The organism is Evansella tamaricis, assembly GCF_019042215.1.
In the GTDB taxonomy this organism is placed as follows: Bacteria; Bacillota; Bacilli; order Bacillales; family Salisediminibacteriaceae; genus Evansella; species Evansella tamaricis.
Window position 1 is genome coordinate 21,059 of record NZ_JAHQCS010000094.1, and the last position, 19,232, is coordinate 40,290.

Genomic DNA, 19,232 nt, shown 5'->3' on the forward strand with positions numbered 1-19,232 from the left:
GCCCCTGTATCCATACAAATACGTTGAGGCGGGTTTAGAGAATGGATTACTTTTTCCTTCTGACTTCCGTTGGACTATACCCCGGTCTTGCCTTTAACTCGTAGAGATCATCCACTTCTTTGGCTAATTCGAGATCTTGATCATCAGCAGCAATATCTTTCTGTGGAGTTTGCGGAAGTTTTTGTTTGTTTTTATCTCGAGCTTTTTGCTTATGTGCCCGTCCCATCGTTTCATCATCTCCTTCCCCGTTATTTTCTGTAAAAAAAGTGGCTATATGTAAGTTAACGAAAGGTAAAAAGAGGAATTATGTCATGAAAAGCAACACGCCATTTTTAACATTGGCTCTGTTTTATTTTATATTTTGTTGTTGATTTTCGCTTTAGTACGCTCGTCTAAACGCGAGTAATGATGAGTATACTGCACAGAATTACCATTGAAAAAAGAATTTTAACGACATGGTGATAGTGGTATAAGATATTACGCCTATAGCGAACGTTGGAAAGTGTGCTTCCCCATCTGGAGGGAGTTCATATTTTAGAACATTTAAAATCATTGCCCCTGAGATAAACGCAAAGATTATAGATTGAGTTAACGGTGACAAAGCAACCCTCATTCCCATGATCCACCCAGCAATTATTCCTATCACAAGGATATATCTACCAATTTTATTATAAACTTCTCCATACTCTCTCCACATATCATGAGCAATCGCAATAAAATGAAGACCAATGGCTAATCCATAAAATACCGCTTGCACTCCCATTACATTAGAAGAAACGGTGATATAGGCAACGAGCATATTATATATTGCAAAAAAAACGATCTGCATATAAAAAAGAGTTGTGTGTTTTTTCCCATCTCCTTCCCTGTCGGCTTTTCGTACCATTTTTTGAATGCCGTAAAACATTAATACTCCTAATAAACCAATAAAATATAATTCTGATTCCATGGTTAAATAATCTGTATATTTTTTTACCAAGACCTGCTCCTTATGAAGGGAAGGGAGGACATAAACAAATACATAAGATACTGCTAGACCTCCTGAGAACGAAAACCATCGCAATCGCTGTATTCGGTTGGATGGTAACACTTCATTTGCAGTCAAATGTATAATGATAAACGCAAATCCCATAATAAATGCATCCAGTGACATAATTTATACTCCTAACATGATGATTTCACTGTTATCGTGTCCGTTTATGATGGAAGATATCTATAATAAACGATATAGTAAATATAATTTACAATAATTTTATTATGTTAATTAAATTCGAAAAGAATATATATATATGTCCGATGTACTCCTTTCAAAAACAGACATTTTGTTATATAAATGATGAAAGTTCTACTTTTTCTCTCATCAACTCTTTTATTTTTCCGGAATATCGAGTATGATACCTTTTATACATTTATTCAAACATTCTGAAAAGAAGGAATGAATCCTAAAATTATCGAAAATGTATATATAATCACAAAAAGTATAGAAAGAAAAATCAGATTGTGATTAAAATTTCATCACAAAGGAGCGATTGCAATGTTCAAGCCATATAAAACGGAACCCTTTTATGATGAAATGCTGAAAAGTAATGGGGGGCCAAGGAAACATTACACTAATTTTCATCAAATATTACAGCAGTTTTCTGAAGAAGAATTAAAAGAAAAACACGAGACAGCACAACTTTCTTTCTTAAGACAAGGAATTACTTTTACTGTATACAACGAAAATATCAGTACTGAGAGAACCATGCCATTTGATTTTATCCCAGTCATTATTCCACCAAGAGATTGGAAGAAAATTGAAAAAGGGATGATTCAAAGAACGGAAGCTTTAAATTTGTTTTTAGAAGATATTTATCATGAGCAAAATATACTTAGAGATGGAATTATTCCAAGGGAATTGATTGAAGAAAATCCTTATTATTACCATCAACAAATGCAGGGGATTAATATTCCGTTAAAAAATCATATTTTCCTTGCCGGAATAGATTTAATCCGTGATGAACAGGGAGAGTATCATGTTTTAGAAGATAATTTACGAAATCCCTCAGGTATGGCTTACGTTTTTCAAAACCGTTTTGTTATGAGACAAGTTTATCCTGAATTTTTTGAGAATCATTCCATTCATACATTAGAGCATCAAATGCCGTATATGCATGATGCCGTATTGTCCCATATCCCACCAAACTCTGAATCAGCAAATTCACCCACAGCTGTTCTATTAACACCGGGAATGTATAATTCTGCCTATTATGACCATGTCTTTTTAGCACAGCAGATGGGGATTGAATTAGTGGAAGGAAGAGACTTACTTGTAAAGGACAAGCTAGTTTACATGAAAACCATTCATGGTTTAAAACGGGTGGAAATCATTTATCGAAGAATTGATGATGATTACTTAGATCCAGTCAGCTTTCGAAAGGATTCTACACTAGGTGTACCGGGATTACTGGAAGCATACCAAGAGGGAAATGTGGCGATATTGAATGGTATTGGGAATGGTGTGGCAGATGACAAGGCCATCTATGCCTTCGTACCTGATATTATCCGTTATTACTTAAAGGAAGACCCTATTATTTCAAATGTGAAAACCTATCAACTTAGAGAACCTGATCAACGGGAATGGGTTCTAGAACATTTACAAGAGCTTGTTGTTAAAAATGTAGGGGCATCAGGGGGATACGATATGTTGGTGGGACCACACGCTTCCGAAGAACAAATTGAGTTGTTCAGGAAAAAGATTATAGAAGAACCTCACCAATATATTGCACAGCCAACGATAAAGTTATCTCGGGCACCATCATTTCAAAACGCTAGATTTTATCCTTGTCATGTGGATCTTAGGGTATTTGTCATACGTGGAAGTGAAACACATGTTTTACCAGGTGGACTATCCCGTGTGGCTTTAAAGGAAGGATCCTTAGTCGTGAACTCTTCTCAAGGTGGCGGAGGCAAGGATACTTGGGTATTAAAAGGAAATGGAAGTGATCCATCATGTTAAGCCGTGTGGCAAACTCATTATATTGGATGTCTAGAAATATTGAAAGAACAGAAAGTAATGCTCGCGTCTTGAGAAACCAACTCATTCAAATTCTTGAGGCATCGGCAGAAGAAACATTGGCACAGCATGATTGGGATATGGTTTTAGAAATTTGCACATCATTTGAGGAATTAGAGAATATAAAAGAGAATAACAAATTAGAAGAAAGATACATTATCAATTATTTAGCTTGTTCTAAGGAGAACCAAAATTCCTTTATGAACTGTATCCATATTGCAAGAGAAAATGCCAAAATTTCACGGGATCATTTACCAGATGATCTTTGGGGTATTTGGAATGACTTCTACTTATCTGTTGAAGGATTAAGGAAAGGGAGCCTATCTAAAAGGGATATCCATGATTATTTAAACCGCATTAAATTAGCAACCTTAACCGCTCAAGGTGCCATTGAATCTTCCATGTCCAGGGGGATTGCATATCGTTTCATCAAAATAGGGAAGTGGTTAGAAAGGGCTGAAAAAACTGCTAGAATTTTAAATGTGGTCTGTAATCATTCTAACGAGGATGGAGAAGAGGTGCATAGGAATAATTATTATAATTGGCGTGCTGCACTCCAAGCGTTAAATGGATATGAGGCGTACTTAAAATCCCATCCACCGACAATGGATCCAAAACTCATCTTATCATTTCTAATAACGGATGAGTCCTTCCCGAGATCCATACGGTACTGTATTAATCATGTACGGGAATCAATATCAGAAATTGAAGGAGGAAAGATTTCCCATTATTCAAAAGAGATTTTTGCTGCTCTGGATGAATTAGGGGAGGAGTTCAACGAAATGAAAATTAAGGAACTTAACTTGGACGAACTTAGTGATTTCTTGGATTATTTTCAAAATCGTTGTAATGATATTGGCAAAATCTTTTCTGAGACGTATTATTTAATAGAACCAATGGAAAGCAAAGAGTAGTATAACTTATTTGCAGATGGAGAGTAGATGATACATGAAATTTCAAATTGAACATACTAGTTCATTTTTTTACGAGACACCGGTAGAACAGAGCATGAATACAGTCAGGTTAAAACCACGAACAGATGAATGTCAACGTCTTATATCATACAGAGCGGAGATTAATCCATCTTCTTTAACGAAACAACACATTGATATTTGGGGAAATCATGTGGAAGAATTCTATATTCCAGATCAGCATGAACGCCTGGAAGTTAAAACAACGTCCATCGTTAGTATTCAGCGGAGTCCCTTTATCCATCAAATAATTTACTCACCTGAAATGGATGAAATATTTACATCTACACTGTTTCATGATCATTATTTATCCTATTTAAATGTAACGCCTTATACGTATTTAAGTCCAAATCATATTCAAGAAGTAATCGATTGTGTTGGGGATATGACGAATCCCATTTTGTTTGCTCTCAATGTGATGAAATATTTACATGACACATTTACGTATAAGTCAGGATCTACAAATGTGGATACAGTCGCCCAGGAATCATTTGAGTTAAAAACTGGAGTGTGTCAGGATATTACGCATATCATGCTTGGCGTTTTACGGGCAAAAAAAATACCGTGTCGATATGTAAGTGGATATTTATATGTTGGTGAAAACTCTGCATTAATTGGGGATACTGCTACACACGCGTGGGTAGAAGTTATGCTTCCTGGAATTGGATGGGTTGGTTTAGACCCCACAAACAATGTGGAGGCGTTGGAGAATCACATTCGAGTTGGCACAGGCAGAGATTATGCGGATGTCAGTCCGTTACAAGGTGTGTACCGTGGCGGAAAGCATCTTCTGGATGTTTCCGTGTCCGTTACGTTATTATAAGAAAAGCGCAAGCGCCTATGCTCACGAGCGTAGGGCAGTGGAGGAATGACAACAGAAGTCCGCTCTTAGACTTCAGTTGTCACTTCCGAAGTGCCCCGCAGCGAGTAGTCGCTGGAGCTAGACATTGCCCGAAGGTGCCAAAACTTATATATTCTCATCTTTAAACAAATCATCAGTAACAAGATGACCTCTACTATTACGATAGAGGTCGTTTTTTTTAAAACAAATGTTTAAATATCTCAGATTTTTAAACGAAAACTTTTCTTATATACACATAAACTATTACATTTACACAAGTCAAAAATAAAGGTAATCTATTAGATAATACAACACCAAATTTTTTAGGAATAGGAGACTCTAGTCATGATAAAAGCTGTTTTTTTTGATCTGGATGATACACTTTTGTGGGATCAAAAGAGTGTAAAAGATGCCTTTGAAGCAACGTGTGAGGTTGCCAAAGTCAGATATGGCATTGATCCTGCTGCCCTCGAAGAAGCAGTAAGAGAGGAAGCGGGAAAACTATATGCCTCTTATGAAACCTATGAATTCACAAAATTGATCGGGATTAATCCATTTGAAGGATTATGGGGTAACTTCCTGGACAATGAGGAGAATTTCCAAAAAATGAAAAAGATTGTACCTACATACCGAAAAGAAGCTTGGACGAGGGGATTAAAAGTATTGGGGATTGACGACCCTGTTTTTGGAAAAGAACTAGGGGAACGTTTCCCGCAGGAACGTCGTAATGCCCCACATGTATATGAAGAGTCATTTAAGGTCTTAGATAAATTGAAGGGAAACTATAAATTACTTCTATTAACCAATGGTTCTCCGGATCTTCAACAAACTAAACTGAAAATTACACCTGAATTAGTTCCTTATTTTGATCAGATTGTTATTTCTGGTGCATTCGGACGGGGAAAACCAGACCCGTCTATTTTCGAACATGCATTGTCACTAGTCTCCCTACATAAACATGAAGTGATCATGGTCGGTGATAATTTGATGACCGATATCCTCGGTGCTTCCCGAGTTGGCATACGATCAGTATGGATTAACCGACATAATAAGGAACGTAATGAGGTGGAACCAACTTATGAAATACAGCATCTGGAAGAATTGTTTCCCATTCTGGATTCTTTTCGATAGTTGTTAATTAGAATTCTGTTTTACATTAGTAGAAAGCTTTCAGCTAAACTAACGCGATTTTCCTGTTCCATAGTATTATCGCGTTAGTTTCCTACTCTCCTATTCTTTATGGAAATCCGTTCCTTAATGGGTCCTAAGTTTCTACTCTCCCTAATTTTCTCCTATCTGACTTTTTGTTAAATATATTATGGAAATCTCCACTTCTATCTTCTTGAAATTCCTCTACTTATATATTCTTCAACTTCTATAATAAAACTTCTAGGTTTCATTAATACTTTTTTAATAATTTTATAAGTGCAGATTAATTTTTCCCGTTCATAATGCAAGTATAGAAAACGGGGAGGAATCCAAATGAAAAACAAGCCGATTGTACAAATCAAAAATCTGAAAAAACAAATTGGGAAAACAACGATTATTCATGGCATCTCATTAGACCTGTTCCCAGGAGAAGTATTCGGTTTTCTTGGACCTAATGGTGCAGGAAAAACCACAACCATTCGCATGATGGTAGGACTTATGAAAATTACAGAAGGAGAAATTTTCATAAACGGGTTTAGTGTACAGAAAAATTTTGAAAAAGCTATTGAACATGTAGGCGGAATCATTGAGAATCCGGAGATGTATAAGTTTTTATCTGGATATGATAATTTAATTCACTACTCCAGAATGATTCCAAAGATCAAAAAACATAAAATTGATGAAATAGTAAAGTTAGTAGGATTGGAAAAGAGGATTCACGAAAAGGTAAAAACATATTCACTCGGAATGCGACAACGATTAGGTTTGGCTCAGGCATTACTACACTCTCCGAAACTATTGATTTTAGATGAACCAACAAATGGTCTTGACCCTGCTGGTATTCGTGAAATTCGCACATACATTCGGAAAATAGCTGCTGAGGAGAATATTACAGTATTTGTTTCCAGTCACCTTTTATCAGAGATGCAGTTATTGTGTGACCGCATTGGAATCATTCATAATGGGAAACTGATCAGCGTGGAAACTGTAAAAAACATGGTGGAAGAACAGAATGAAGTTTCTGTTCACTTCCTTGTTCATCCATTACACAAAGCATTCAAATTTATTCAAGAACGCTATCCACATACACTGTCACGAATCAAAGGGGAACGATTGGTTCTAAACATTCGGGAAGAAGACATTACAGAATACACGAAAGTCATCGTTAATCATGGGTTTAAACTTTCTGGCATACACGGGGAACAAAAAACATTAGAAGAAAAATTCATTGAAATTACAGGGGGAGATTTACATGTATAACATGATCCGTCTCATTCAAAATGAGAATATGAAAATATATAAACGTTTAGGTACTTGGGTGATGGTTGGATTAATCATTTTCGTCGTCATCATCTCAGGTTTAGTAGACAAGTTCTTATTAAGTTCCAATATGGAGGGAACTTGGCAAGAGGAACTTCAATATCAAAGTATGGAATTAGAAAAACAGATTAATGAATATGAATCAATGCCAATGGTTGGGAATGCGATTAAACCATTAAAAGAACAATTAGTCATCAATGAGTATCGAATCGAAAACAATGTTCCTCCAGTCGAGAATGAAACTATTTGGGGATTCATGAGTTCCTTGTCAGATATTACCTCCTTTGCTGCAGTTTTTGTTATTGTAATTGGAGCTGGTATTGTAGCAACTGAGTTTACGACTGGTACGATTAAACTATTATTAATACGGCCAGTAAACAGGGCAAAAATACTATTATCTAAGTACATTGCCACAATTATTTTTGCTATCTTTATGTTAATCATCATGTTCGCCGGGTCATTCGTAGTTGGAAGTATTTTATATGGGTTTGATAGGTTGGATTTACCTTACTTAGTTTACTCTGGGGGGGAAGTTATTGAAAGGAATATGATTACCCATATTCTCAGTTTATATGGGTTAAACAGTGTGGATATGATAATGATGGTTACTTTCGCATTTATGATCTCCACTGTATTCCGGAATAGTTCATTAGCCATTGGGCTCTCTTTATTCTTAATGTTTACAGGACAACAAATGGTGATGTTGTTAAGTGAATATCAGTGGGTAAAATACATTCTTTTTGCAAATACGAACTTAGTTCAATATATAAGTGGTACTCCGCTTGTAGATGGAATGACCATGACCTTTTCGATAACAGTGTTGATCGCTTATTTCATCTGCTTTGTATTTACGTCCTGGATCATCTTTGAGAGACGAGATGTGGCAGCATAATAAATTCAAGCCTTATATAAGGAAATCTAGTACAATCTAGATTTCCTTTCCTTTTTAAACAGGAGTATAATATATGTGAAAAATGTTATAGATTTATTTTGGAAAAGGGGGAGAATTATGGGTGAAGGGACTATTTTAATTGTGGAAGATGAAAAGGAAATCGGCGAGTTGGTAAGGGACTATTTAAATGCGAATGGATATAATGTTCTTATTGCCACCGACGGAGAAGAAGCATTATCCATCTTCAAAAAAAATCATCCCATTTTAGTTGTTTTGGACGTCATGCTCCCTAAAAGGAATGGAATTGATGTCTGCCGTGACATTCGATTGGATTCCAATGTGCCTATCATTATGATGAGTGCAAAAAAGAGTGAAACAGATAAAAACATCGGCTTAGGAATTGGAGCAGATGATTACATAGCAAAGCCCTTTAGTCCTGGAGAACTCGTAGCTAGAATTAAAGCACAACTACGGAGGTATACAGAATTTTCTAACGTAAATGTTTCTAACAGTAACAGTCTTTTGACGTATCAGAATTTAACTATAGATGAGAAGGGGTACACCGTAACCCTTTCTGGGAAAAAAATTGATCTGTCTGCTAAAGAATTTCAATTGCTACACTTTATGGCAAAAAATCAGGGACAAGTATTTTCAAAAGAACAACTCTTCGAAAAAATTTGGGGGTACGATTCATATGGAGATATGAGTTCCGTTACCGTTTATATTCGTAAGATAAGAGAAAAAATAGAAGTCATGCCATCAAAACCAAAGTTTATTGAAACGGTTTGGGGAATTGGTTATAAATTTAACGGGAGTTCTTCCTGATGGGTATTCGGGTTAGACTCCTTACTGCGTTTCTTAGTATCATTATTCTTCCTGTTGTCACGATTATTGGATTTTTTGCGTTTTTTTCCTATCAATTAGATCAATTGAGTGAAGAACAAAATCTAGAAATCGATAACATTCTCTCTGAAATTAATCAGGAGATCATCGAAAATTATCATTCCATTTCAGAAACACAAATTTTTTTCAGCCAAATTGAACACATCTTGGAGCAATACAATATTGAAATAATAATAACATCGGAAGAAAGGGAATTATTATTCGATTCAAAGGACATTAAACCTGTGGATGATGACTTCATGTTTACAATGAGGCAATCTCAGGTGCAAACATTGAGTGGTGACATCTATAATATTGAAATTAAATCCAATACGTTAGATTTATCTCCTAATCAGTCATACAATAAAATCATCACAACAATTTTTATTAGTGTCGGAAGTGGGATTTTATTATTAATTATCTTAGTCATTGTGTGGACGATATATATTTCGCGGACAATATTACAGCCGTTAAAACAAATTTACACGGCAACAGAAGAGATGACCGAAGGGAACCTGAGTTATCCGATAGAATATAAGAAGAAAGATGAAATAGGTAGATTTATCAATGGGTTTAACACCATGAGAGATCATTTAAGGCAGTCAATTGCAAAGCAGCAACAATATGAGCAGAACAGAAAAGAACTCATAGCAACGATTTCCCATGATCTTAGAACTCCGCTCCAATCGATAAAAGGCTATGTGGAGGGAATAAATGACGGCATCGTTCAAAATGAAGAAATGAAAAAAAGATACTTACAAGTTATCTTATCTAAAACAGAGCAGTTAGACCGATTAATTGAGGACCTGTTTGAGTTTTCAAAAATAGAGCTAGATCAACTAGTCATGGATAAAATCCTTATAAATAGTGGGAAGTTCTTTACAACTTTATTAAAAGATGCTGAGTCTGATTGTCAACAACATGATGTGGAATTAAAGGTGGAGGGCTCTATCCCGTCTGTCGTTTTACATATGGATCCAAAACGTATTGAACAAGTATTTACCAACTTGATTGATAATGCCCTACAATATGGAGGAAAAAGGATTGTTGTTCATTTCGAAACAGATAAGGAGGCTAACAGACTAACCGTCCATGTGAAGGACAATGGACCTGGAATCTCAGAGGAGGATGTACCCAACATTTTCAATCGGTTTTATCGAGGGGAAAAATCACGATCAAGAGAGCATGGTGGAACAGGCTTAGGGCTTGCTATTGTAAAATCAATTATAGAATCTCATGATGGTACAGTTTGGGTGGAAAGTCGTCTTACAGAAGGGAGTTCTTTTTCTTTTTCACTTCCAGTTATAAAAGGTACAAATCATAATTAACTGACTTATAGAAACGATTTTTTGGAGTGTCCTTTGTAGATTTACATAAGACACTCCACTTTGTTATAAATCAGTCCAAAGAGAAGAAACAATTTCGAAAGAACGTAATCGTGCTTTTTGATCATATATTTGTGCATTTATCATAACTTCATTTACTTTTGTATTTGCAATAAAATCCTCTAATTTCTCCTTCACCTTAGTACGATCCCCAATGATAGAAGATCCTAGTTGTTGTTGTAATGCTTTTTTTTCAAAGTCATTCCAAATCTCATCCATGTTCTCTACAGGTGGCTGAAGTTTCGTTGGGGTGTTACGCACTAAATTCAAAAACTGCTGTTGCATGGAAGTTGCCAATCGATTTGCTTCTTTTTGGGTGTCGGCAGCGATAACATTCACTGCAACCATCGTATAAGGTTCTGACAATACCTCAGATGGTTGGAATTCATTATAATAAAGTTCAAGTGCAGGTAATGTGTTTTCCGGTGAAAAATGACTTGCAAATGCAAATGGCAACCCTAATTGGGCAGCTAACTGAGCACTAAATCCACTTGAACCTAATAACCAAATTGGAATATCCAGGCCTTCACCTGGTATAGCCTTGACGCTGTTAGACCTTGAAGAATCGATTGGGCTAAAATAGGACCGCAATTCACTTAATTGCTGAGGAAAATCATGCCCATTGCCTCCATGGTCTCTTCTCAAAGCGTGCATAGTCCTTTGATCCGTCCCTGGCGCCCGTCCGAGTCCTAAATCAATCCGTCCCGGAAAAAGAGATTCCAATGTACCAAATTGTTCCGCAATCACAAGTGGAGAGTGGTTAGGAAGCATAATACCCCCAGATCCAACCCGAATAGTTGAAGTTGCTACCGCCACTTGCCCAATTAAAATAGAAGTTGCTGAACTGGCTATTCCGGGCATGTTGTGATGTTCTGCCAGCCAATAGCGATGGTAACCCCAGCGTTCTGTGTGCTTTGCAAGATCCAGTGTATTTTGAAATGTGTCTGTTGCTGAACCCCCAACGATGATAGGGGCTAGATCAAGTATCGAATATTTTATATCTTTTAGTTTACTATTATTATTTAATTCACTCATTTTTGTCACTACTTTCTAAGAGTTAATCACCTTATTAATGGATAATGGTGGAGTTTAATTTTACTTAGTGTATCAAGGAATAGTCTCTTTTAAAAATAAAATGCTTATCTATCCTTGCACTACACCGAGTATATAACTATCATTAGTTTGATATGGAAATTAATTCATTATCCTAGTTCAAGGGAGGAATCTTAATGAAAAATATATTACCTCCTGGCCAGTTTAAAACGGAAAAATGGCCAGTCCTACACCAAGGAGATGTTTACGAATTCGATGAGGAAACATGGAGTTTTAAATTATTTGGTGAAGTTCAGCAGGAAATAACCTTGACTTATTCAGAGATGATGGCATTACCAAAAGCCATTTCCACAATCGATATGCACTGTGTTACGACATGGTCTAAGTTTGGGTCTGTTTTTGAAGGTGTCCCAATGCGTGAACTTGTTCATCTTGTTACATTGCATGGAGATGTAAAGTTTGTGAAAATTTTCGGCTACTATAACGGAGATCCTTTTGGATATTCTTCCAACCTGCCACTTGAATCTCTATTAAATGACGATGCTTTATTCGTACATCGGTGGAAAGATGGGATTGAGGGAGAGTGGCGGGATATATCCCCGAAACACGGATATCCATTACGTTTTATACCACCATCATCATTTTATCTTTGGAAAGGTACTAAATGGGCAACAGGCATTCAATTCATGAAACAAGATGAGGCAGGATTCTGGGAAGAACTTGGATACTCCATGACAGCGAATCCTTTTAAAGAAGAGCGTTACCGTTAATAAACGCTCTTTCACATCCACATAAAGCATAGCATAGTCACAAATTTGTCAGGAACCAGATCCCCGAATAAAAATTCGGGGACCTGGTTCCTGAACTTTTTGTGTACATATCACCTCTGCCCAGATCCGGCATAGACTGGAAAGGTAGAGGAGGGATTCGTTTGTATTATTTAGGGTATCCATGCTTTTATGTGACGGAAGACTATGAACATGTCTACATTCAAACAGTTACATCTGTAACTTTTTCCCATATCCATATTTATATCAATGAACAAGAGGCACTGACGGTTTCTTCACCAATTCCATTTATAAAAATAAAAAAACACGCTCTACCGTCTGGCAGCCATGCACTTCATATCATAGGGAACAATTCTGGTACGCATTCTGGGCTAACCAGTGAATCTTCTTATATCATTACCATTCCACCAAAACAACAGCCTCATCCTATTCGGAGTCACGACTTCAAACCAGGAGACATTTTGGTTGCGAGCGACAATAAATTTGGTATACCAGATGGATATATGGGCCATTCCGTTTTAATCATTAACGAAGATATGATGCTTGAATCGGATTTCTATGGAGATAGTATTTCTCGAAAGCCAATCAGTCACTTTTTTAAACAACATGAATGGTATGCTGCATACCGCCCTAAGGAACCTACTCTTGGCCAAGGAGCCGTAAAGTGGGGACTGAATTATCGAAAGCAATATTTAGAAAATATTAAAAAAGGGATAAAAAAGCCAAAATTTTCTTTTGTCCCAACCAATGATATGAAAGAGTTATGGAAAACAATCTACTGTTCAAAGCTCGTTTGGCTTTGCTATTATCATGGTTCAAATTATGAATTCAAAAAAGATGGACTATGGTTTTCCCCGCAAAACTTAAATGATGAACTAATGAAAGATGAGAATTTTCAATTATTATATGAACATCCTAAACATTCTTTTAAAATTGAATTATAACCATTCCTTTAAAGTATCATAAACAAGATATGATACTTTTTTCTATTCTTAATTAACCTTCCTTTAAAAAGAACCATATTTGTTTTATTCTTATAAGAGTGGGTACTATAATAAAAAAGAATGTACTAATTCACAACTGCACAAAGAGCTCAGCATCTTTACATAATGCCGAAACAAAAATTATAATATTCCAAGCAATATAAAAAGGTGGGGAAGAACTGTGAAATTAACACCACAACAAGTTATTGAACTACACGAATTTAATAATTTGACCAAATCATTAAGCTTTAATATGTATGATATCTGTTATACGAAAACAAGAGCAGAACGGGAAGCTTATATTGAATACATTGATGAACAATATAATGCAGATCGATTAACCAAGATCCTTACCAATGTATCAGACATTATTGGTGCCCATGTCTTAAATATTTCCAAGCAAGATTATGTACCACAGGGAGCAAGTGTCACCATTCTCGTTTCCGAAGGACCAGTGGTGGAAGTCCCGAAAGAAAACTTTGCAGAATCGCCCGGCCCTCTCCCGGAATCGGTCACCGCCCATTTAGATAAAAGCCATATTACTGTTCACACATATCCAGAATACCATCCCGATGAAGGGATCAGTACATTCCGTGCGGATATAGATGTGTCCACTTGCGGGGAAATATCTCCTTTGAAAGCATTAAACTACTTAATTTATTCCTTTGATACTGACATCATGACCATGGATTACCGTGTTCGGGGGTTCACAAGGGATAAATATGGCCATAAATTATTTATTGATCACGATATAAATTCCATTCAAAATTACATTCCTGATGAAACGAAAGAACAATATGATATGATCGATGTGAATATCTACCAGGAAAATATATTTCATACAAAATGCCGGTTAAAGGAATTTGATATCAATAATTACTTGTTCGGCTATTCAAAAGATAAACTAACTCCAGAAGAAGAACAAGAGATTAGTGAACGGTTAAAGCTCGAAATGGATGAGATCTATTACGGAAAAAATATTAGCCGTGATTAAAGAAAAGCGGTTACTGAAAAACCACTTACTTTTTTGAGTAAGTGGTTTTTCAGTCGATCACCGTTGATTGTGCTCAGCAAATTTAATAAACGAATTTTCATCTTCTACGAGACCACAAGAGCCGCATTGAACTTTATTTTCCGGTCCTTTATACACTACATGAAATGGGTCGAGATTATCATTTGTGAATTCATCAATTATAGTTCCTGTTTGTGGATCCATTTTTACAGGGGTTGCCACCTGTTTTATTACGTTAAATCTTGAACGGTTCGTTTTACAACTTGGACATAAATAAGGTTTTGTCATTTTTCCACCTCCATAACCTATTATTCCCAGAACTTTCGTGCTTATGTTAGAATTGATCAATCATACATAGTTTTTCTCTCCAAAGAGACACTATCAGAGAATTTCTCTTTTCGTTGACCCGATTCAATTAAAAACCATACTCATTAACATTGGAGAGGAGGATTCGTAACATTGAAAAAAAGGATTACCTCTGAAGATATTTTTCAATTTAAAGCACCTGGAGATATAAAATTGTCACCAGATGGCAGACATATGATATTTACCTTAAAGGAACTGGATAAAGAAAAGGATGAAAATGTCACGAATCTATTTTTAATCAATATTGATACGTCAGAAACAAAACAATTGACTTTTTCAGGAAAAGACAGTGATGCCAGTTTTTCACCAGACGGGAAAAGAGTTGCATTTGTTTCTTCCCGTTCAGAAAAAGCACAAATATGGATTCTTCCTTTAGACGGAGGAGAAACGTGGTGTTTAAAAACAAAAGAGGCTGTTCAAGCTCCCTTAATATGGACACCAGATGGAAAATGTCTAATTTATTCAGCCAGTGTATTTAGTCATGATTCGTTAGATTGGGTACCCTACCCAGGGGCACCTGTAAAAGATCGACAGAGATTAAAAGAACTGTCCGATAAAATCCACCAAGAGAAAGAAAAAGATGACAATAAGAAAAAAGAAAACGAAGTAAAAATCATTACTAGATTCAGTTACCGTTTTGATGGACAAGGATACTTTGGACACGTTAGGAATCAGATTTTTACGACACCTGTGCCTCAAACCACTCCTGGAGACTGGGAACCAAAAGGCCAACAACTCACCAAAGGAGACTACGACCATTCAGGACCTTCTTTATCACCAAATGGGGAATACCTAGTTGTAAGTTCCCGTCATACTAAGGATGCTGACATGGAACAAAAAGTAGACCTCTGGTTAATTCATATACCAACAGGAAAATCCCATCTATTATATGATTCTCCAGGGCCAACAAGTAACCCATCCTGGTCACCTTGTGGAAACTACATTGCATTTACAGGACACGATAACCAAGTTGGTGCTTCTACTACAATGAATTTATGGTTGATTGATATGAGATCCTTCCTCGTTGACATAAACACTAAAAGAAAAGTGGTACCAATAAACAGAGAAACTGCTAAGAATCTTTCCAAAGTTCTTGATCGACCTATTGGTGGAGCGGGGTCAGATGTTGGTTATCGTGGCGGAAAGGCCGTGGTTTGGGGAAAGGACAGAATTTACTTTGTGATCACAGACCATGGTGCTGGTCAAGTTTATGAAATACGTCTGGACAAGTTAGATCAGTTTCCCACAAAAATTTTGGGGGACGATAACTGTTCTATCGTTGGTATTGATGCTGGTGAAAACGGAATAGCATATACTTTTTCTTCTCCCGAAAAAGCCCAAGAAATTTATTTTAAAACTCGTTCTGGAAAGACGGAACAACTTACTTCATTTAATAAGCATTTTCTCGAAAAAGTGGAAATTGGAGAGTGGGAGAAATTTCAATATAGTAGTAACGATGGAGAAAAGCTCGATGGTTGGCTCGTTTTTCCACCGAATTATGAGCCAACAGAAAAATACCCTCTCGTTTTATTAATCCATGGTGGTCCACACGGCTCGTACGGTCCCACATTTATGTTTACGGCACATCAGTTTGCAGCTCAAGGATATATTATAATATATACAAATCCAAGGGGCAGTGAGACATATGGTCAGGATTTCGCATCCCATATTGATACGAAATGGGGCGATCAGGATTACAAAGATATAATGGCCGGGGTAGACTACGTGGTGGATCGTAAAATAATAGATGAAGATAGAATGTTTGTACATGGTTGGTCATATGGGGGGTATATGTCTTGTTGGATAGCCACGCAAACGGATCGATTTAAGGCTATTTGTGCAGGGGCCAGTGTTACAAATATGATCAGTGGATACGGAACATCTGATATTACTCTCGCTGATGAATACGAATACGGCGGAAGCCCATGGGAGCATACGGAGCATTTCAAACGGCATTCCCCCCTTGGACATGTGCAGAATGTGACGACACCAATGATGTTAATGCATGGTGAAAATGATTTAAGAGTAGCAATCTCACAAACGGAAGAATTTTATATCGCATTAAAACGTCTTGGAAAAGAGGCGATTATGGTCCGATACCCCGATGAATTTCATGGTTTAACTCGACCTGTACATCAACATGACCGCTTTGAAAGGATTGTGAGCTGGTTTAATTACTATGCCGATATAACATAACTTTCAAAATAAAATCAGCGAATCCACCTGCTAAGACTTCACTCGTGCGGGTGGATTTCTCTACAGTACTTTAATGAATCTCCATAAATTGGAATCTTGGTGAAAAAACTAATAATTAAAAATTTATTGACTAATGAGTAGAATAAGAATAAAATATACATATTACTAAAATATTAAATAGTTTATTTCACCCCTTTTTTTTACAATTGTCGTGCGTTATAATGAACACAAAAGAATTATAAGTGATGTACATATATTTTTTAGGTTATTAGTTCGTTATTACGAACACATCCGTAAATCATTTGGTGATGTCTCCTTGCCATTATCTATTGGAGGCACTCGATCATACTGTGGGTTGACGAAACCTTAGATGCTAGTCGTCAAAAGTATGATGTGAGGGAGGGTTAGATGCCCTTTTAAATTAATACGGTACTTGTGCAATTCCGGACGTACAAGTATCGTATTAATCATTTATAGAAAGGAGATGAAAGTAAATGGCTTATCATCAACGACTGTCACTCCTGATACTTATTGATTCGAGTTTTATAATAGTCGCTTTCCTTTTAAGCAAGGTTCTACTCTATGAAACATTTGATCTTTATCATCACATAACAGTATCTACTTTATTGTCGTTGATTGTCTTTCACCACTTTTTTTCAAAAGTTTATAAGCTATATAAAAAAGCATGGGAGTATGCAAGTATTGGCGAACTGTTGATCATCTTGAAGATCGTTTCTTTCTCCATTTTTTTCACTGCAATTATACAATTATCAATAGATAACGCCGTTCATCTCCGAATGCTATTCATTATCTGGCTGATTCAAATGTCATTTATTGGGGGATCACGTTTCACATGGAGAGCAATCAGAGACTCTTATTTTAAAACAGAAGAGAATCGAAAAAGAACACTGATTATTGGTGCTGGTGCTGCTGGAACAATGATTGCCCGCCAATTAATAAAAAATAATGATTCTTCCTTACTGCCAGTTGCGTTTATTGATGATGATCATAGAAAGCATAACCTTGATATCTTGGGAATCCCTGTGATTGGTGGGGTAAATCAATTAGAAAGTGCTGTATCCAATCTCATGATAGAAAATATTGTAATTGCAATACCGTCCTTAAATAGTAGAGAATTAAACAGGATTTTTAAGGAATGTGCTAAGACGAACATTAATACTAAAACATTGCCTATGATTGAAGATCTTGTAACCGGAAAAGTGTCAATAGAGCAATTCCGAGATGTGGAAGTGGAGGACTTATTAGGAAGAGAACCTGTCAAATTAGATATGGAAGGGATATCTGAATACATCACTAATAAAGTTGTTATTGTGACTGGTGCAGGGGGTTCCATTGGTTCAGAAATCTGCCGGCAAATTGCCCGTTTTCTTCCGAAACATCTCATACTTCTAGGTCATGGGGAAAATAGTATTTATTCTATCGAAATGGAACTGAGAGATCTTTATTCAGAACAACCAATTAAATTTTTTCCGGAAATTGCTGATATCCAAGATGCGGAGAAGATTCAGCAAATAATGAATTTATATCGTCCAGATGTGGTGTATCATGCAGCGGCTCATAAACATGTTCCTTTAATGGAGCACAGTCCAGAGGAAGCGGTAAAAAACAATTTACTTGGTACGTTAAATGTGGCGAATGCAGCGCATCTTACAAAGGTTAAAACTTTTGTTTTAATATCTTCTGATAAGGCAGTTAATCCTACTAGCGTTATGGGAGCGACAAAAAGGTTAGCAGAAATGAGTATTCAACACCTGAACAAAACAAGTAAAACCAATTTTATTGCTGTTCGTTTTGGAAATGTATTAGGTAGCAGGGGAAGTGTTATCCCATTATTTAAGAAACAAATCAAAAATGGGGGACCAGTAACAATAACCCATCCTGAAATGGTCCGTTACTTCATGACTATTCCTGAAGCGTCAAGATTGGTTATACAGGCAGGTAGTCTTGCTAAGGGTGGAGAAATTTTTGTCCTTGATATGGGGGAACCTGTAAAGATTCTTGATCTGGCTAAAAACTTAGTGACCTTATCAGGTAACTCCATTGATGACATCGGAATATCATTCACTGGTATGAGACCAGGTGAAAAACTGTTTGAGGAACTGTTAAATGATAACGAAGTACATGAAAAACAAATCTATCCTAATATTTATATAGGAAAAGCATCCGAAAGTTATGTGGAAGAGATTGGACTATTGTTGAAAACATATAGCCAATTGGATAAGGAAGTTTTGAGGCAAACCCTCATTCAGTTAGCTAATCGGAAACACCATCAAAATAGTGCTTATTCAATGCCAGGATAATCAAAAAAAACGTTGGGA

17 protein-coding genes are annotated in these 19,232 nt (G+C 36.4%); 13 read left to right on the forward strand and 4 right to left on the reverse strand.

Going from position 1 to position 19,232, the window contains the following annotated elements; genetic code table 11:
- Positions 1-46: 46 nt before the first annotated feature.
- Positions 47-226: a YfhD family protein gene (locus KS419_RS10370; protein ID WP_217066332.1), complete on the reverse strand. Its 180-nt coding sequence runs from the start codon at positions 224-226 to the stop codon at positions 47-49.
- A 201-nt stretch (positions 227-427) separates the two neighbouring features.
- A complete protein-coding gene (locus KS419_RS10375; RefSeq protein WP_217066333.1) occupies positions 428-1,153 on the reverse strand; it encodes a hypothetical protein in 726 nt (241 codons plus the stop codon).
- Between the two features lie 381 nt (positions 1,154-1,534).
- Between KS419_RS10375 and KS419_RS10380 the strand changes: the two genes are divergently transcribed.
- The 8 genes from KS419_RS10380 to KS419_RS10415 all read left to right on the forward strand — a co-directional run bounded on the left by KS419_RS10380 (position 1,535) and on the right by KS419_RS10415 (position 10,438).
- On the forward strand, positions 1,535-2,998 hold the full coding sequence (locus KS419_RS10380; protein ID WP_217066334.1) for a circularly permuted type 2 ATP-grasp protein: 1,464 nt from the start codon (positions 1,535-1,537) through the stop codon (positions 2,996-2,998).
- Positions 2,992-3,969 carry an alpha-E domain-containing protein gene (locus KS419_RS10385; protein ID WP_217066335.1) on the forward strand — a complete coding sequence of 326 codons (978 nt, stop codon included), beginning with the start codon at positions 2,992-2,994 and terminating at the stop codon, positions 3,967-3,969. The genes KS419_RS10380 and KS419_RS10385 overlap by 7 nt, the downstream gene beginning before the upstream one ends.
- Before the next feature lie 34 nt (positions 3,970-4,003).
- Positions 4,004-4,849 (forward strand): transglutaminase family protein, encoded by an 846-nt coding sequence (locus KS419_RS10390; RefSeq protein WP_217066336.1) that lies wholly within the window; start codon positions 4,004-4,006, stop codon positions 4,847-4,849.
- 363 nt (positions 4,850-5,212) lie between these two features.
- Positions 5,213-5,998, forward strand: a complete 786-nt coding sequence (locus tag KS419_RS10395; protein ID WP_217066337.1) for an HAD family hydrolase — start codon at positions 5,213-5,215, stop codon at positions 5,996-5,998.
- Positions 5,999-6,349: 351 nt separating this feature from the next.
- Positions 6,350-7,276 (forward strand): ABC transporter ATP-binding protein, encoded by a 927-nt coding sequence (locus KS419_RS10400; protein ID WP_217066338.1) that lies wholly within the window; start codon positions 6,350-6,352, stop codon positions 7,274-7,276.
- Entirely contained in the window at positions 7,269-8,228 is a 960-nt protein-coding gene (locus KS419_RS10405; protein WP_217066339.1) for an ABC transporter permease, read from the forward strand. Before KS419_RS10400 ends, KS419_RS10405 begins: the two co-directional genes overlap by 8 nt.
- Positions 8,229-8,303: 75 nt before the next feature.
- Positions 8,304-9,053 carry a response regulator transcription factor gene (locus KS419_RS10410; protein WP_425514152.1) on the forward strand — a complete coding sequence of 250 codons (750 nt, stop codon included), beginning with the start codon at positions 8,304-8,306 and terminating at the stop codon, positions 9,051-9,053.
- Positions 9,053-10,438, forward strand: coding sequence for a sensor histidine kinase (locus KS419_RS10415; protein ID WP_217066340.1), 1,386 nt, complete (start codon positions 9,053-9,055; stop codon positions 10,436-10,438). Before KS419_RS10410 ends, KS419_RS10415 begins: the two co-directional genes overlap by 1 nt.
- A 63-nt stretch (positions 10,439-10,501) precedes the next feature.
- Here KS419_RS10415 and KS419_RS10420 read toward each other — a convergent pair whose 3' ends face one another.
- Complete coding sequence (locus tag KS419_RS10420; protein WP_217066341.1) at positions 10,502-11,530, reverse strand: LLM class flavin-dependent oxidoreductase; 1,029 nt, start codon at positions 11,528-11,530, stop codon at positions 10,502-10,504.
- A 194-nt stretch (positions 11,531-11,724) separates the two neighbouring features.
- Here KS419_RS10420 and KS419_RS10425 point away from each other — a divergent pair, with 194 nt between their 5' ends.
- From KS419_RS10425 to speD, 3 genes are all read left to right on the forward strand, one after another.
- Positions 11,725-12,318 (forward strand): molybdopterin-dependent oxidoreductase, encoded by a 594-nt coding sequence (locus KS419_RS10425; RefSeq protein ID WP_217066342.1) that lies wholly within the window; start codon positions 11,725-11,727, stop codon positions 12,316-12,318.
- Positions 12,319-12,479: 161 nt separating this feature from the next.
- Positions 12,480-13,280 carry a hypothetical protein gene (locus tag KS419_RS10430; protein WP_217066343.1) on the forward strand — a complete coding sequence of 267 codons (801 nt, stop codon included), beginning with the start codon at positions 12,480-12,482 and terminating at the stop codon, positions 13,278-13,280.
- Positions 13,281-13,500: 220 nt separating this feature from the next.
- Entirely contained in the window at positions 13,501-14,313 is an 813-nt protein-coding gene (gene speD, locus KS419_RS10435) for an adenosylmethionine decarboxylase (RefSeq protein WP_217066344.1), read from the forward strand.
- Positions 14,314-14,370: 57 nt separating this feature from the next.
- Here speD and KS419_RS10440 read toward each other — a convergent pair whose 3' ends face one another.
- The gene (locus KS419_RS10440) at positions 14,371-14,619 is read right to left on the reverse strand and encodes a DNA alkylation repair protein (protein WP_217066345.1); all 249 of its coding nucleotides are present in this window, start codon (positions 14,617-14,619) and stop codon (positions 14,371-14,373) included.
- Between the two features lie 171 nt (positions 14,620-14,790).
- Between KS419_RS10440 and KS419_RS10445 the strand changes: the two genes are divergently transcribed.
- Positions 14,791-16,893 (forward strand): S9 family peptidase, encoded by a 2,103-nt coding sequence (locus tag KS419_RS10445; RefSeq protein WP_217066346.1) that lies wholly within the window; start codon positions 14,791-14,793, stop codon positions 16,891-16,893.
- 494 nt (positions 16,894-17,387) lie between these two features.
- A complete protein-coding gene (locus KS419_RS10450; RefSeq protein ID WP_217066347.1) occupies positions 17,388-19,214 on the forward strand; it encodes a polysaccharide biosynthesis protein in 1,827 nt (608 codons plus the stop codon).
- Positions 19,215-19,232 lie beyond the last annotated feature (18 nt).